A 16,582-nucleotide genomic window follows, 5' to 3' on the forward strand; every position below is an offset into this window, starting at 1 on the left:
GTTGTTTAACCAATTGACCTAAAAAATTTACTGTGTCCTTGACATGGGGTCCAGTTTACAGAAATGAGTTGATTGTAATTGACAAAACTCGAAATAAATCAAGAAGATTATAGGAATGAGTTGATTATAATTTTCAAAATTCGAAACAAATCAAGAAAATTCTCGAAATGAATTGATTAGGATTTGAAAAATAGAAAAGCAAAGGAGAAATGTATATATATATGTATGAATTAGAAAACATGCTTCTTCAGATGCAGGAACATTTGGAGAAAGTTGTTACGCAAGCTAAAGCTGATTTGAATACAACAGTACCAGAAGGACACCTCAGAATTTCAATAGATAAAAATAAGCCGCGCTATTATCAATGTATAGATGATAACAAAGGAGTCTACATTCCAAGAGATAATAAAGAATTGCCAAAGCGCCTGGCGCAAAAAGGTTATAATAAGGCAGTGGTAAAAAAGGGAGAAGCAAGGCTTAAACAAATAAAGAGAATAACAAAAAATTATTCGGATGATGAAATTGAAAAAATTTATACGTCTATGAATAAAGCGAGACAATTACTGGTAACTCCGATCGAACCAACATGGGATCAGCTGCTTACAAAATGGTATGAAGAAGAATATCAGGGGAAAGAGTTTAAGGAGGGAACACCATTAATTCTTACTGAGAAGGGAGAACGTGTCAGATCAAAGTCAGAGAAGATATTAGCAGATTATTTTTATAGAAAAAACATCCTTTACAAATATGAAAAACCACTTCATCTGAAAGGATACGGTACAGTGTATCCAGATTTTACATTTTTATCAAAAAAGACTTATCAAGAAATATACTGGGAACATGAGGGAATGATGGATAAACAGGATTATGCAAGAGCAGCTGTGCGAAAAATAGAATTGTATCAAATAAATCATATATATCCTGGCGATCGGTTGATTATAACTTTTGAGACAGAACAAAATGTATTGAATTCAAAGATAATAGAGAATCTGATAGAAAAATATTTGATATAAAAGGACTTATGATATAATTAGCTTGTTGGGGAGAAGGATACTCTGATGGAGAGATAGAGCTGTTTGGAAAAATCTTACACCGCGATGAACATTTGCTATACAAGTATGCAGAGAATGAAATGTTTAAAAAGAATAAAGTCTAGGACGGAGGAGAACTACATGGAATTAGTAAACGGAAAACCAACAGACACACAAGGCAGATTGGATAAGGAAATCCGCGTATATGATTTCCTGGATTCGCTAGGAGTCACCTACCAGAGAATCGACCATGAAGCCGCAATGACAATGGAAGCATGCGAGGAAATCGACCGGACGCTGGAGGCGACGATCTGCAAGAATCTGCTTTTATGCAACCGACAGGAGACACAGTTTTATTTACTGATGCTTCCGGGGGATAAGGTGTTTAAAACAAAGGATTTGTCAGCGCAGATTGGTTCGTCCAGACTTTCTTTTGCAAAAGCGGAGTATATGGAACAATATCTGGACATCACGCCGGGATCTTTAAGTGTGCTTGGACTGATGAATGATAAGGACAAGATGGTACGGCTTCTGATCGATGAAGATGTGCTTACAGGAGAATATATCGGATGTCATCCATGTATCAATACATCGAGTCTCAGACTTAAGACAAAAGATCTGGTAGAGAAGATTATTCCGGCAATGGAACATGAGCCGACCATTGTGAAGCTGTAAATCCGCCAGAAAACGAAAAGGGTAGCAGAAACAGCAATATAGAAACAGAAAGATTTTTGACAGTGCAAATATAAAAACTGGATAATGAAAAATATTACAAAATCTATATAAAAAAGAAAATAAATTCATGCAAAATTCATATAAAAAAAGAAAGAAACACCTTGACGAAAAGAGAGATTTCTCTTAAAATATGAAAGGTTGTGCAAAAGAAGGACAACTGTCGTGCATAATCATCTGGACACAGACGGATATACGGCAGTTTTATTATGTGACATATTAGGATTGCGGGAATTGCTTAGCAATGGAGCAATCTGATTACACCAGTGAGGGACAAAATTTACTTTTGACCCCTTTGATACCAGATTGCTACGTGCTTTGCACTCTCGCAATCCTCAAAAACATTCGTAATCCGCTCATTTTTCTTTGAAAAATGGCTACTTACTCATGTTTTTGGCGGGTCAAGAGGTCAAAAATCCTCTTGCAAGCAAACTTGCATCGGCTTTCTGACCTTTTGACCCTGGTATCATCATTTTATCATGCAAATAAAAGGAGAGATATACGGATGAAGTATGATGTAATTATTATCGGTGCCGGACCAGGCGGAATTTTTGCTGCTTATGAGTTGATGAAAAAGAAACCAGACTGCAAGATCGCAGTATTTGAAGAAGGTTATCCGCTGGAAAAGAGAAAATGTCCGATTGATGGCGAAAAAGTAAAGAGCTGTATCAACTGCAAACGCTGCTCGATCATGTGCGGATTTGGCGGAGCCGGAGCATTTTCAGATGGAAAATACAATATCACCAATGATTTTGGCGGAACTTTATTTGAGTATATCGGTAAAAAACAGGCTGTTGAGCTGATGAAGTACGTCGATGAGATCAATATGGAAAATGGTGGAGAAGGGACAAAACTGTACTCCACAGCCGGAACAAAATTTAAAAAGCTTTGTCTTCAGAATAAGCTGAATCTTCTGGATGCATCTGTACGTCATCTGGGAACAGATATCAATTATGTCGTTCTTCAGAATCTTTATGATCAGATGAAGGATAAAATGGACTTCTTCTTTGATGCACCGGTTGAGACAATCGAGATCACTGATGGCGGATACCGCATTATATGTGAAAATGGCGCTTATGAATGTAAGAAATGTGTGGTTTCTGTCGGACGAAGCGGAAGCAAATGGATGGAAAAGGTCTGCAAGGATCTTGCAATCCCGACCAAATCAAACCGTGTGGATATTGGTGTCCGTGTAGAGCTTCCGGCAGTGATCTTCTCACACCTGACAGATGAGCTTTACGAGAGCAAGATCGTATACCGTACAGAAAAATTCGAGGACAATGTGCGTACTTTCTGTATGAATCCGAACGGTATTGTAGTAAATGAAAATACCAATGGTATCATCACAGTAAACGGACACAGCTATGAAGGAAATGAAAAAAAGACGGACAACACCAACTTTGCCCTTCTGGTTGCAAAGCATTTCTCTGAGCCATTTAAGGACAGTAATGGATATGGTGAAAGTATCGCAAGACTTTCCAATATGCTAGGCGGTGGTGTGATCGTACAGCGTTTTGGTGATCTGGTACGTGGAAGAAGAAGTACAGAAAAGCGTATTGAAGAAGGTCTGGTAACACCAACCTTATCAGCAACGCCTGGTGATCTGAGTCTGGTTCTTCCAAAGCGAATCATGGATGGAATCATTGAGATGATCTATGCTCTGGATAAGGTAGCACCTGGTACAGCAAATGACGATACCCTTCTCTATGGTGTGGAAGTAAAATTCTACAATATGGAAGTAGAGATCGATAAGAATCTGGAAAGCTGCCATAAGGGACTGTATGTGATCGGTGACGGAAGTGGTGTTACACATTCTCTGTCCCATGCATCTGCAAGTGGTGTTTATGTTGCGAGACATATTATCAGCGAAGAAGAATAGTCTGCAAATAAAAAGTCGGACTGGGATGGAAAAGTAAAATAAAGAGAAAATTAAAAACCGTAAATCCGGAGATTTGCAGTATTGTAAAGAGCAAATCCGGATTTACGGTTTTTTGTTGTATCGAAAAAGTAGTAGAACTTTTTGATGCAGATATGCCTAGTTTTTTATGGTTGCCCGCCGGTAAGTCATATAGGCGATCACAGCAGTTGCAAATTCGGTAATTCCGAATGCGTACCAGACTCCGGAAGCCCCGAAGATCCGGCTTAAGATAAATGCGGCCGGAATAATGATGATCGTATATCTGCACAGTGAGATGAGCAGGGACGGTGTTCCCTTTCCAAGTCCTTCGAGTGCACCAGAGCTGGTGATGGACACGGAAGAAACTAAAAATCCGAGGCTGATAATCCGAAGTGCCATTCCTCCTGCCTGAATGGTTTCTGGATTAGAACTGAACAGTGCGATCAGTGAATCCGGGAAGAGCTGGCAGTAAACGGTACCAAAGAGCATGATCCCAAGACTCAGATAAAGGGTATCGGCAAACAGTCTGTGGACACGCTTTGTCTCACCGGCACCGTAGTTGTATCCGATCAACGGACGCATTCCCTGGATGATTCCATTTGCCGGAAGATACAGGAAGGTCTGAAGCTTGTAATAGATTCCGAGCACCACCACGTAAACCTGGGAGTAGGCGGAGAGAATCCCATTTAGTGCGGTGATAAGCAGGGATGGAAGTGCCATATTCAAAGTGGCAGGGATTCCAACCGCGTAAAGCCGTCCGGCCATGGCACGGTCTACGTGGCAGCTTTTATGAATCTTCACCGGAAGCGGTCTGGTAAAATAAAAGGCAAGGTACAGTACCAGTGTGACAACCTGACCAAGACCGGTTGCAAGTGCGGCTCCTTCAATTCCCATTTTCGGGAACGGTCCGATTCCGAAGATCAGAAGTGGATCCAGTACGATATTGAAAATACATCCGCTCATCATGCAGATCATGGACACGCGCATCTGTCCGACTGCCTGGAAAATTTTTTCCCAGGTAATTTCAAGAGAGATTACAATAGAAAATCCAAATGCGATCCGGGAGTAGGCATTTCCCATCTGAATAACGGTCACGTCTTTTGTAAAAATCTGTAAAAACAGCGGCATTACGGCAATTGTGACTACGGTAAGAACAATACCGTGGATGACAGAGAGAAAAAGTCCCTGTGTGGCAGCTGCATCCGCTTTTTTCTGATCCTGGGCGCCAAGGAAAAAGGCAATGGCAGCATTGATCCCGATTCCAAAGCCGACACCGACTGAGGTGATAAAATTTTGGATCGGGTAGACTAAGGACAGAGCAGTCATTGCTTCTTCACTGATCCGTGCAACGAAATAGCTGTCAACAATATTATAAAGAGAGTTGACCATCATTGAGATCACCATTGGCAGAGCCATGGAAAGCAGAAGTGGCAGAATCGGTTTTTCTTTCATGTAAGTCTGGTTCATAAACATTCCTCCTGATAAATGTAAAGCATAAGGTACAAAATCTTTAAAAAAGGGCAGAAGCCCGATACATAAAAAGCCACATAACTGCCGCTGTCTGCAACAAGTTATGTGGCGAAAAGTAGATATCTATTTTGATATCCAGAAAAATCCACAAAGATTTTGGTATAAAATTACACAGATAGTTATTTTAAAAATTTTCCTTCCATTTGTCAATATCTTTTTGAAAAAATAACAATTAAAATATTGACAAAAAAGTAAGCCTAAACTAACATGAGTGTATGGGATATAACATTACTATGATATGAGTAACTAAAGGAAGGAGTAGAGGAATGTTTTTAGAGATTAAGGGGATCAAAAAGTCGTTTGGAACAGGCGACAGCCGGGTAAATGTTCTGAAAGGATTTGATCTGGAAATTGAAAGAGGAGAGTTTTGTGTGCTTCTGGGACCATCCGGTTCCGGAAAATCGACTCTTCTGAATATTATAGGCGGTATTGACGGGGCAGATGAAGGAAGTATTACGATTGATGGAGAACAGCTGGAGGATATGACAGAGAAGAAGCTGTCCCTGTACCGGAGAAAGCATCTGGGTTATATATTCCAGATGTACAATTTGATTCCAAACCTGACACTTAGAGAAAATATTGAAATCGGTGCTTATTTAAGTAATCGTCCGCTGGATGTGGATGAGCTGATGCAAACGCTGGGTATTTATGAACATCAGAACAAGCTGCCGAACCAGCTTTCCGGAGGACAGCAGCAGAGAACCGCGATTGGACGTGCAATTGTCAAAAATCCGGACATCCTGCTCTGTGATGAGCCAACCGGTGCGCTGGATTATAAGACATCCAAGGAAATCCTGAAGCTGATCGAAACAGTCAATCAGAAATATGGGAATACCATTGTTATGGTTACCCATAACGATGCAATCAAGGATATGGCAGACCGGGTGGTAAAACTTCGTGATGGAATGATCCGCAAAAATTACTGTAATGAGCATAAACTTTCTGCAAGTGAGCTGGAATGGTAAGGAGGACGCGTGTTATGAAGAGTCCGTTGAAAAAACGGCTTCCGAGAGAACTGAAGGGAGAAATTGGAAAATACCTGGTGGTTCTGATCCTTATGATTGCAACGATTGGGTTTGTATCCGGCTTTCTGGTTGCTGACGGAAGCATGATAAAAGCATATAATGAAGGCTTTGAAAAATACAAGATTGAAGATGGAAATTTCCGGGTAAAGAAAAAAATTACCAAAGCACAACAGGGAAACATCGAAAAAAATGGTGTGACACTGTATGAAAACTTTTATCTGGAAGAGGCACTGGATAATGGAAGTACCATGCGTATTTTCAAAAACAGGGAAGAGATCAACCTGGTGTGCCTGATGGAAGGAAAGCTTCCTGAAAAAGCAGGAGAAATGGCAATTGACCGTATGTATGCGGACAATAATAAGATTTCTGTCGGAGATACACTGAAAAGTGGTTCACAAAAGTGGAAAGTCACAGGATTTGTGGCACTGTCTGACTATAGCTGCTTGTTCCAGAATAATAATGACAGCATGTTTGATGCAATCAAATTCGGGGTATCGGTTGTAACACCGGAAGAGTTTGAATCTCTGAATCAGGATAAGATTCAGTACAGTTATTCCTGGGTGTATGACAAAGAACCGAAAAATGAAAAACAGGAAAAAAAGATGTCGGAAGATCTGATGGAAGCACTGGGGGAAGAAGTCACTCTGGAGTCTTTTGTGCCACAGTATCTGAACCAGGCAATTACATTTACCGGTGATGATATGGGGAGTGACCGTGCAATGATCATAATGCTCCTCTATATGATCATTGTGATTATGGCGTTTGTATTTGGAATCACGATCAGCAATACGATCCGGAAAGAAGCAGGCGTGATCGGAACTCTGCGGGCTTCCGGTTATACAAGAAAAGAACTGATCGGACATTACATGGCACTTCCGGTGATCGTCACACTGATCGGTGCGGTGATCGGAAATATTCTGGGTTATACAGCACTGAAAAAGGTATGTGCGGGGATGTATTATGGAAGTTATAGTCTGCCGACCTATGTGACAGCATGGAATGCAGATGCTTTCTGGATGACAACGGTAGTTCCGGTGCTGATCATGCTGGTGGTCAACTATGGAATCCTTCGTTACAAGCTGAGGCTTTCACCGCTGAAATTTCTGAGAAGAGATCTTTCTGGAAGCAGGCGGAAAAGAGCAGTCCGGCTAAGTCCGAAGCTTGGAATCTTCCATCGGTTCCGACTGCGTGTGATCTTCCAGAATATGAGCAATTACATCGTACTTTTTATTGGAATCATATTTGCGAATCTGCTTTTGTTCTTTGGACTTTTGCTGCCGTCAGTACTTTCACACTATCAGCAGGATATCCAGAGCAATATGCTTGCAAAATACCAGTATATGCTGGAGGTTCCGGTAAGTGCGATGAGCGGAAACAAACTGGACAGTATGCTGGAGCTTTTACAGTTCTTTTATGGAACAAAGACGGAAAATGAAGATGCGGAAGCGTTCAGCGCTTACTCATTGGAAACATTGCCAAGCAAATATAAGACAGATGAAGTGATCCTGTATGGAATCAAACCGGACAGTAAATATATCGATGCAGATCTGGAGGACGGTGACGGTGTCTATATTTCCAGTGCCTATGCAGAGAAGTTTCTGTTGAAGCCGGGCGACTCGATCACGTTGAAAGAAAAATATGAAAAGACAAAGTATACATTCAAGGTTAAAGGAATCTACAAATACAGCGGTGGAATCTGTGTCTTTATGCCACAGGAGAAGTTGAATGATACCTTTGATCTGGGAAACGATTATTTCAGTGGATATTTTTCCAATTCGAAGATCAAGGATATTGACGGAAAATACATCGGTTCGGTGCTTGATCTGGAAGCACTGACAAAGATTTCGAGACAGCTGGATGTATCTATGGGAAATATGATGGGGATGGTCAACGCATTTGCAATTGGAATTTACATGGTCGTGATCTATCTGTTATCCAAGATCATTATTGAGAAAAATGCACAGGCTATTTCCATGACGAAGATCCTGGGATATACCAATGGAGAGATCAGCAGGCTTTATATCTGGTCGACAACGATCGTGGTGATCATCTGTCTGCTTCTCAGCTTGCCGATTGAGAAAGCAGTTATGAATGTGCTGTTCTGGGAAATGATGCTGACCAGTATTTCCGGCTGGATCGCATTTTGGATCGATCCGAAGATCTATGTGGAAATGTTCCTGATCGGAATCGGAACCTATGCAGTTGTGGCAATGTTAGAATATCGAAGGATTAAACATGTGCCGATGGATGAGGCACTGAAAAATGTAGAGTAAGGGGCGGAAAAGAAGAGAATTAAGGTACGGATCAGGGCAGACTAAGCTGCCCTGTAGATTGCTGGGACGATCTCGCGGAGGAGAGCAAGAAGCGCCTGGAACTGTGCGTGATGATAAATATTTTTCCGATAGACAGCACAGATGTCCCTGGTGTCATGAAAGTGATCCGGGGTGAAGAAATGAATATTCGGAAAGGAAGTTGTTCGTGCATAAATTTCCGGAAGAAACGTAGCACCCATCCCTCGTCTTGCAAGAGAAAAGGCAGTATTACTGCTGGTACAGATGCAGCGGATATTCGGATGGAAAGCGGCAGTCTCGCAGATCTTGCGGCTGATCTTTCCGAGATCGTGATCCTCTGAAAGCAGAATAAATGGAATTGCAGATAACGCAGGCAAATGAATTTGAGGAGTGGCAGAGATGTCCTCCTCTTTTTGTGATGGATCGGAAAAAGGACACAGAGAGTCAGGGATTGCCAGGACAAAACTTTCCTTTACCAGAAGCTCACTCTCATAATTGATAGTGTCCGGGCTGGAAATATCGAGAATCAGATCCAGCTTGTCCTCTTCCAGCATCTGCCGCAGGATATAGGTCGGCTGCTCAATGATCTGGATATCACAGTTCTCATACATGGAATAAAAGCGTTCCAGAACCGGTGCCAGAAGCCGTTCACTTCGGTGGGGACTGAGACCCAGTCGGATCAGTGTCCGGGAGCCGGAAACGATATCACCAAGTTTCCATTCCAACTGGGTATGAGAGTGGAGTGTAGAAATTGCCCATTCATAGAAAAGGGAGCCTGCATAGGTAAGCTTCATCTCGCCACGGTTCCGTTCAAAAAGAGGGATTCCGGTTTCTTTTTCCAGAGCCTGAATGCTTAAGGAAAGGGAAGGCTGGGAAATATAAAGCTTCTGCGCCGCTTTGGTGATACTTTTTTCTTCGGCAATGGTGATGACATATTGCAGCTGATTCCAGTTCATAAAAAATCCTCCATAGGTTTAAACTATATTTTTAATAATAAAACATATATTTTACTAATGTCAATAGAGATGATAAAGTAAAGAAACAGGAGGAAGAAGAGATGAGTAAAGAGAGAATCAAAAATGGACTGATGCTGTTTGCATTTTTCTTTAAGATAGGATGTTTTACTTTTGGAGGCGGATGGAGCATTCTGGCGCAGATGGAGCAGGAGTTTGTAGATAAACGGAAGCTGATCACAAAAGAGGAACTGCTGGATATGGTTGCAGTTGGAAAGTCAGTTCCCGGAATTATGATCACCAATATCAGTATGCTGTTTGGCTATTATGTAGGTGGCTGGTTCGGAGGTGTCTGTGCAGTACTCGGAATGACCTGTCCGGCGGTTCTGATCCTGTCGTTTGTTACTGCATTTTATAAGGTGCTGAAAAGTAATGTCTGGTGCTATGCGGCACTTTGCGGAATCCGCTGTGCGGTAGTTCCGATTATGGGAAGTGCGGCACTTTCACTGGGGAAAGAAGCGTTCCGCAGAAAATCAGCAATCCCGATCTGTGCGTTAGCACTGGCGCTCTGTGTATTTACGGATATCAGTAATGTGGTGATGATCGTAGCGGGAGTGATACTGGCGCTTTCTATAAGAGCGGTGAAAAAGACAAGAGGAGGACAGACGGCATGATCTATCTCAGACTTTTTACAGCGTTTATGAAAATCGGATTTACCAGCTTTGGCGGAATGTCGATGATCCCGGTTATTATGCAGGAGATGAAGGTCAATCATTGGATGACGGCGGAGGATCTGACTAACTTGATCGCTATAGCAGAAATGACACCGGGACCGCTTGGGATTAACTGTGCGACTTTTGCCGGGATGCAGACGGCAGATGTTCTGGGTGGGATTGCAGCGGTTATGGGCGTGCTGATGCCAGCTTATACGCTGACGCTTGGCGTAGCGGTGTGCTTCGCAAAGTTCCGTGGCAATGATATTATGAGCTGTATGTTAAATGTGATCAAGCCAATCTGCATCGCAATGATCCTTGCGGTGATTCTGGATTTGATGCAGGAAAATTATTTTCCGGATGCGAGGATTGACTGGTTTGGGTGCGGAATCGGAGTGGTGATGTTCTATCTGATATTGAAGAAGAACTGGTCAGTACCGAAGGTGATCATTCTTGCGGCGGTGTTTGGAATAGTTGGATATGGTGTGCTTGGGATTGGATAGATTTATAGATAGAACAGGAGAGTTATTCTTTTGCAAATTTGAAGATTTGTAAGAGGGTAACTCTCTTTTTGTTTCATAGGAACTTCCTATGAAACAAAAGGCACTGCGTGCCGGAGAGGCACAATCTTTTTTAATGCGATTTTACATAACTATGATCATGGGAAAGAAAAAATGATAGAAGAAAGAAAATTTAACCTAAACTTAACATAGATTTGATTGGAATTGCATAGACCACAGATAAAATGGAAAATGAGCTGAAAGGGAAAACATCATTGTAAAAAGTAAGTTTAAAAGATATTAACAAACACAGGGTAAATTGAGAGAGGAATTAATATGAACGAGAAAATTCAGATCATTTTCGGACTGCTTGGCGGTCTGGCAGTTTTTATCTATGGAATGAATATGATGAGTGAATGTCTGCAAAAGGCGGCGGGCGATAAAATGAAAAGCATTCTTGCACTTCTGACGAAGAATCCGCTTCTGGGTGTGCTTGCCGGTGCGCTTACAACCGCGGTACTCCAGAGCAGCAGTGCGACGACAGTTATGGCGATCGGTTTCGTAAGTGCGGGACTGATGAACCTGCCACAGGCAATTTCCATCATTTTTGGTGCAAATATTGGTACAACCATGACAGCACAGATTATTGCGTTTAAGATCAGTGACTATATTTATGTGATTATTTTTATAGGATTTCTGATTTCATTTGTAACAAAATCAGAGAAAGTAAAAAGTATCGGTCAGACGATTTTTGCCTTTGGTCTTTTGTTCCTTGGAATTGAAACAATGGGAGATGTCATGAAACCATTGGCATCCAGTCCGGTATTCACAGACTTGATCGGACGGGTTGCACATATTCCGGTACTTGGTGTGGCAGTTGGTACATTTATGACGCTGGTTGTACAGAGTAGTAGTGCAACGATCGCAGTCTTGCAGAACTTCGCTTCCCAGCCGGGACCGGACGGGGTTACGAGTATACTTGGGCTTGCAGGAGCAATCCCGATTCTTTTAGGTGATAATATCGGTACAACGATCACAGCACTCCTTGCCAGTATCGGACAGTCAAAAGATGCGAAGAGAACCGCTGTGGCGCATTGTATTTTTAATATTTCCGGCTGCTTTTTGTTTATCTGGTTTGTAAAACCATTTGCGGCACTGATCCAGAACATTTCGCCGAAAGGTCCGGAGATTGAAGCGATTTCCAGACAGATTGCAAATGCACATACTGTATTTAACATCACAATGACACTGATCTGGGTATGCCTGATTAAACTGATGGTGAAGATTGTCATGACACTGATCCCAGATGGCAAAAAAGGTGTTGAAGATCCAGGCAGCCCGATTTATCTGGATGAAAATATCATCAGTCAGCCGGCAGCAGCGCTGCAGCTTGTGGCAAAAGAGATTTTCCGTATGAGTGACCAGGTAAGAGATATTCTGAAGAAAACGATTGAGCTTGTGAAAAATGAAGAAGTGAAATCCATTGACGGTCTGAAAGAAAACGGAGAACAGGTTGAACGTCTTGGAAAGTGTATTACCGAATATCTTGCAGCTTTGTTTTCTTCGGGTTCATTGACCGAGCAGCAGGCAGCGCAGACGGCGAGTCTCATGTGTGTACTCAGCGATGTGGAACGTATGGGAACCTTAAGTGTGGAAATGGCAGAATGTATGTTGGAAAGATCAGACCGGAAGTATAAATATACACCGGAAGCGATGGATGAGTTGCAGAAGAGTTTGAAGGTACTGAATAAGATGTTCTGTGATTCGCTGAAGGCACTGCAGGGAGATGATGGTATCGAACCAGGCAAGATGATGAAGCGAAAGGATAAGCTTCTGGATCTGGATATCAAGATGCGGAAAGCGCATATTGAGCGTGTTAATAAAGGAAAATGTAAGGCAAGCCTTACTGCTCCGTTTACCAATATCCTGCATCTGATCGACCGTATGGGAAACAGTTGTATCAATCTTGCGGATGTGGCGGAAAGCGGAACAAGTATGAAATACTTTATGCTGGAAGAAAAATAAGAAGATGGAAAAATCCACGGACTTTAGAAGATTCAAAGTCCGTGGATTTTTTTAATCATGATATACGATTTCCCCACCACAGATCGTATACTTCACTTTGCCATACATAGGCGTTCCGGTAAATGGTGAGTTGGATGAAAGGGATGCATACTCGGTTGGAGTCCAACATTCGTTTTCATCGAAGATCACAAGGTCAGCTGCCTTTCCTTCGGCGAGCTGTCCGTATGGAAGGTGGTAAAGCTTTGCCGGATTGATGGTCATCTTTTCCAGAAGCTGAATAAGAGATAAATGTCCCGGTCTTACAAGGCTTGTGATGCCAAGGGCAAGGGAAGTCTCCAGACCGATGATTCCGCTTGGAGCTTCGGTGATTGGTTTTGCTTTTTCTTCTTTGCTGTGCGGTGCATGGTCGGTGGCAATCAAGTCGATGGTTCCATCTGCAAGTCCCTGAATAATCGCCTGACGGTCCTTTTCGGTACGGAGCGGCGGATTCATTTTCGCAAGTGTTCCATGCTCAAGGACTGCGTCTTCCGTCAGTGTAAAATGATGCGGTGTGGCTTCGGCGTGAAGTTTTGCACCCATTTTCTTATAAGTACGAACCAGATCGACAGAGATACCGGAGCTGATATGCTGGATTACAACATCGGCACCGGATTTCAGTGCCAGCATGCAGTCTCTTGCAACCAGAGATTCTTCTGCAATGGAAGGAGAACCGTAGATGCCAAGCGCATCGGATACCTTTCCGTGGCTGATTCCGTTGTTGCGGATGAAAGAAGGATCTTCTTCGTGAAGGCTGACCGGTACGTTAAGCTTTGCCGCCTTTTCCATTGCGTGGAAGCAGAATTCTGCGTTTAGAAGTGGGATCCCGTCATCGGTAAATCCACATGCGCCTGCTTCTTTTAAGGCGTCCATATCGGTTTCTTCCTGCCCTTTCAGGTTGCAGGAAATCGAAGCAGCCTGGAAGATACGGATCTTTTCTTTGGAAGCACGCGAAAGGTTGTCTTTGAGAACCGGAACAGAGTCCACAGTCGGGGAAGTATTTGCCATGCAGATCACGGAAGTAAAACCGCCTTTTGCAGAGGCAAGTGCGCCGGTGTGGATGGTTTCTTTATAAGTAAATCCCGGATCACGGAAATGAACGTGGGTGTCAATCAGTCCCGGTGCAACCACAAGCCCGGCTGCGTCAAGGACTTCCTCTCCTTCTTTTGTAATCAGGGATGCCATTTCTTTGATGATGCCATCTTCAATCAGAAGATCCATTTTTTCGGAAAGTCCGGAAGCAGGATCGATGACAAGTCCGTTTTTGATAATCATAGTAGTTAAGCCTCCTTGCAGGATATTAGTCTGCTTCTAGTATACGGGATGGGAAAAAGGTTTGTCAATGCGACAGGAGAAGTTGAGAAAATAAGAATGGCTACAGAATCCAAAAGAGATTTCAGTTTTGATGTATCCGATCTGGTATGTATCAAAATTGAAATCTTTTTTCTTTTATGCATGTCTCATATTCTTTTCAAGAGCAACTCTCTTCTTCCCAGTTGCACGGTAGAATTCCACGTGTTTTCCAAGAAAACTCTGGATGGCGGAAACGGTTTTTCCAGTCAGGAATGCACAGAAGACAGTGCCGATTCCGATGCCGTAGAATCCGTGGAGGATTGCAAGGGAAAGAATCACAGTAGTCGTCAGACAGGTGAGATCGAAGGTTGTCTTAACGATTTTATAGTTCTTTTTTACAATACCGGACAGATCGCGAGGGAAGATATCTGTCGGGATGATTGGAAGCATACAGTTGTTGGCAAGGCAGATACCGAAGCACACCAGTAAGAATCCTGCCAGGAAATAAATCGTGTGAAGAGGCAGGGAGTTCGGCAGAGCCTGGATCCATGCGTTGTGTACGTCGATCATTTTTCCAAATCCGATTCCGACTACGAAAGAGAAAAGGTAGCCGGGGCAGAATGAACGCTTGAGGATCATCAGTGTAATGACAAGCAGTGTCTGGAAAATATAATTCCATGTTCCAAAACTGAACACCGGGAAGGCGATGTTAAATACAAGCGGCACTGAGGAGATCGTTGAGATCCCGAATCCGCTTTTTGACATCAGATCCACGCCGAGTGAATTGATCAGCAGGACGATGAGCAGAGCGACTTCTCCGGCTAGATGAAATTTTTTCTTATTCATAGGTACAAATCCTTCTTTCCTGATAGATAATAATTTACAAAAATTTTATATTTAAGCTGTTTCTCATTATAATGAAGAAAACTGATAAAAACAAATGATTATTTTGAATGAACTGATTCTAAAATAGAATGAAATATGCTAAGATAATGGCGAGTAAAGAGTTGATTTTGAAAAATAAGATGACTGCGGAAGATAAAAGAGGGAATATATGAATATCGAATATTTAAAATATTTTTCAGAGCTGGCAAAAATCCAGCATTACGGAAAGGCGGCAAAGGCACTGAATATTTCACAGCCGGGACTCAGTCATGCGATCAAGTCGCTGGAAGAAGAGTACGGAGTTCCGCTGTTTCAAAAAGAAGGGCGAAATGTGAGCCTGAGTCATTACGGCAAAGAGCTGATGAAGGATGTGGATGAAATTCTGGGAGCGTATCTTCGTCTGGAAGAGCGGGCGGCAGGACTTCGGACGGAAGAGAAAACGGTGCGGATCGGCAGTGTGTATCCTCTGGCACCGGGGACGATTCCACATATGCTGAAAGAGTTTGGGGCGACATTTCCATTTATCATCTACAATCGGATGACACCGGAGATTGCAGAAGGACTTTTGGATGGAAAATATGATATCGGCTTTTGCTCGGATCTTTTGAAATCGGATGAGATCGAATATTATCCGATTCGGGATTCATATATCGCAGTAGTGGTTCCGAAGGGACATCCGCTTGAAAATAGAGAACGGATCAGTCTGAAAGAGACAGCCGGATACCCACAGATCATGTTTTCCAAGACCAGCGGTTTCCGTACTCTGCAGGAGCAGATTTTTGCAGAAGAAGGAATTAAGGTAAAGCCGGTATGTGCTGCGGAAGAGATTGAAGTTATCACAGGACTTGTGGAGAATGGGTTCGGGATTTCCGTATTGCCGTATATGGATATCGTGCGGCTGCACAATGTGGTGACGATTCCGGTGAAGACTTCAGGGTGGAATTCCAAATTCTACATTGCGAGAAGAAAGTATGGAATCCGCTCAGAGCAGGAGGAGGCATTTTTTCAGTACTGGAAGAAAAAACATCATTAAAATTCATTAAGAATCCTTGCACTTACAGAGAAAAAAAGTCTATAATCTGTTTTATGAAATATCGTTGTGAAAATCAAATGGGAGGTTACACAGGATGATAGAACAGATTGTAGAGTATAATAAGAAATTCGTGGAAAATAAAGGCTATGAGCCGTACCTGACCAGCAAGTACCCGAACAAAAAGCTTGCCGTACTGACCTGTATGGATACCCGTCTGACAGAGCTTCTTCCGGCGGCGCTGGGACTGAAAAACGGAGACGCAAAGATCATCAAGAATGCAGGTGGAGTCATTACACATCCATACGGAAGTGTGGTCAGAAGCCTTCTGGTTGCCATTCTGGAGCTTGGTGTGGAGCAGGTTATGGTCATTGGACATACGGATTGCGGTGTGCAGGGAATGGACGGAAATGAACTGTTAGGAGAACTGGTAGAGCGCGGAATCGACAAAGAACATATTGATATTGTAAGACACAGCGGAATTGATCTGGAAAAATGGCTGGGTGGATTTGAATCTGTGGAGAAGTCGGTAGAAGAGACTGTGCATACACTGAAGACACATCCATTGATGCCGAAGGATATTGAGATCAAGGGATTCATTATGGATTCGGAGACAGGGGAGCTTACGGAAGTGTAAGTCT

14 protein-coding genes are annotated in these 16,582 nt (G+C 42.7%); 10 read left to right on the top strand and 4 right to left on the bottom strand.

The window, feature by feature from the left end:
- Positions 1-221 precede the first annotated feature (221 nt).
- The 3 genes from PGY05_RS06310 to PGY05_RS06320 all read left to right on the top strand — a co-directional run bounded on the left by PGY05_RS06310 (position 222) and on the right by PGY05_RS06320 (position 3,642).
- Positions 222-1,013, top strand: coding sequence for a hypothetical protein (locus PGY05_RS06310; protein WP_055246422.1), 792 nt, complete (start codon positions 222-224; stop codon positions 1,011-1,013).
- A gap of 159 nt (positions 1,014-1,172) precedes the next feature.
- Entirely contained in the window at positions 1,173-1,706 is a 534-nt protein-coding gene (locus tag PGY05_RS06315; protein ID WP_270475534.1) for a prolyl-tRNA synthetase associated domain-containing protein, read from the top strand.
- A 562-nt stretch (positions 1,707-2,268) separates the two neighbouring features.
- On the top strand, positions 2,269-3,642 hold the full coding sequence (locus tag PGY05_RS06320; RefSeq protein ID WP_008372024.1) for an NAD(P)/FAD-dependent oxidoreductase: 1,374 nt from the start codon (positions 2,269-2,271) through the stop codon (positions 3,640-3,642).
- 156 nt (positions 3,643-3,798) lie between these two features.
- Here the strand turns inward: PGY05_RS06320 and PGY05_RS06325 are convergent, their stop codons facing one another.
- Positions 3,799-5,127, bottom strand: a complete 1,329-nt coding sequence (locus PGY05_RS06325; RefSeq protein ID WP_270475535.1) for an MATE family efflux transporter — start codon at positions 5,125-5,127, stop codon at positions 3,799-3,801.
- A gap of 329 nt (positions 5,128-5,456) precedes the next feature.
- Here PGY05_RS06325 and PGY05_RS06330 point away from each other — a divergent pair, with 329 nt between their 5' ends.
- Together PGY05_RS06330 and PGY05_RS06335 are read left to right on the top strand one after the other, a co-directional pair.
- On the top strand, positions 5,457-6,155 hold the full coding sequence (locus PGY05_RS06330) for an ABC transporter ATP-binding protein (RefSeq protein WP_055261269.1): 699 nt from the start codon (positions 5,457-5,459) through the stop codon (positions 6,153-6,155).
- 14 nt (positions 6,156-6,169) lie between these two features.
- Positions 6,170-8,488, top strand: coding sequence for an ABC transporter permease (locus tag PGY05_RS06335; protein WP_270475536.1), 2,319 nt, complete (start codon positions 6,170-6,172; stop codon positions 8,486-8,488).
- A gap of 41 nt (positions 8,489-8,529) precedes the next feature.
- Here PGY05_RS06335 and PGY05_RS06340 read toward each other — a convergent pair whose 3' ends face one another.
- Entirely contained in the window at positions 8,530-9,462 is a 933-nt protein-coding gene (locus PGY05_RS06340) for a LysR family transcriptional regulator (RefSeq protein WP_008372012.1), read from the bottom strand.
- 101 nt (positions 9,463-9,563) lie between these two features.
- Here PGY05_RS06340 and PGY05_RS06345 point away from each other — a divergent pair, with 101 nt between their 5' ends.
- The 3 genes from PGY05_RS06345 (at position 9,564) to PGY05_RS06355 (ending at position 12,697) form a co-directional block, all read left to right on the top strand.
- Entirely contained in the window at positions 9,564-10,133 is a 570-nt protein-coding gene (locus tag PGY05_RS06345; RefSeq protein WP_211133342.1) for a chromate transporter, read from the top strand.
- Positions 10,130-10,675 (top strand): chromate transporter, encoded by a 546-nt coding sequence (locus tag PGY05_RS06350; protein ID WP_270475537.1) that lies wholly within the window; start codon positions 10,130-10,132, stop codon positions 10,673-10,675. Before PGY05_RS06345 ends, PGY05_RS06350 begins: the two co-directional genes overlap by 4 nt.
- 333 nt (positions 10,676-11,008) lie before the next feature.
- Positions 11,009-12,697, top strand: a complete 1,689-nt coding sequence (locus PGY05_RS06355) for a Na/Pi cotransporter family protein (RefSeq protein WP_195434520.1) — start codon at positions 11,009-11,011, stop codon at positions 12,695-12,697.
- Between the two features lie 51 nt (positions 12,698-12,748).
- On the opposite strand, the gene PGY05_RS06360 is transcribed toward PGY05_RS06355, so the two are convergent.
- On the bottom strand, positions 12,749-14,008 hold the full coding sequence (locus PGY05_RS06360; RefSeq protein ID WP_055261281.1) for a dihydroorotase: 1,260 nt from the start codon (positions 14,006-14,008) through the stop codon (positions 12,749-12,751).
- A gap of 174 nt (positions 14,009-14,182) precedes the next feature.
- The gene (locus tag PGY05_RS06365) at positions 14,183-14,872 is read right to left on the bottom strand and encodes a DUF6198 family protein (RefSeq protein ID WP_270475538.1); all 690 of its coding nucleotides are present in this window, start codon (positions 14,870-14,872) and stop codon (positions 14,183-14,185) included.
- Positions 14,873-15,080: 208 nt separating this feature from the next.
- Between PGY05_RS06365 and PGY05_RS06370 the strand changes: the two genes are divergently transcribed.
- Both PGY05_RS06370 and PGY05_RS06375 read left to right on the top strand, forming a co-directional pair.
- Complete coding sequence (locus PGY05_RS06370; protein ID WP_055157515.1) at positions 15,081-15,944, top strand: LysR family transcriptional regulator; 864 nt, start codon at positions 15,081-15,083, stop codon at positions 15,942-15,944.
- A gap of 94 nt (positions 15,945-16,038) precedes the next feature.
- Positions 16,039-16,578, top strand: a complete 540-nt coding sequence (locus PGY05_RS06375; RefSeq protein WP_055246440.1) for a beta-class carbonic anhydrase — start codon at positions 16,039-16,041, stop codon at positions 16,576-16,578.
- Positions 16,579-16,582 lie beyond the last annotated feature (4 nt).

Origin of the sequence: Coprococcus sp. AF51-11b1, assembly GCF_027682785.1 — a bacterium.
In the GTDB taxonomy this organism is placed as follows: domain Bacteria; phylum Bacillota; class Clostridia; order Lachnospirales; family Lachnospiraceae; genus Allocoprococcus; species Allocoprococcus comes.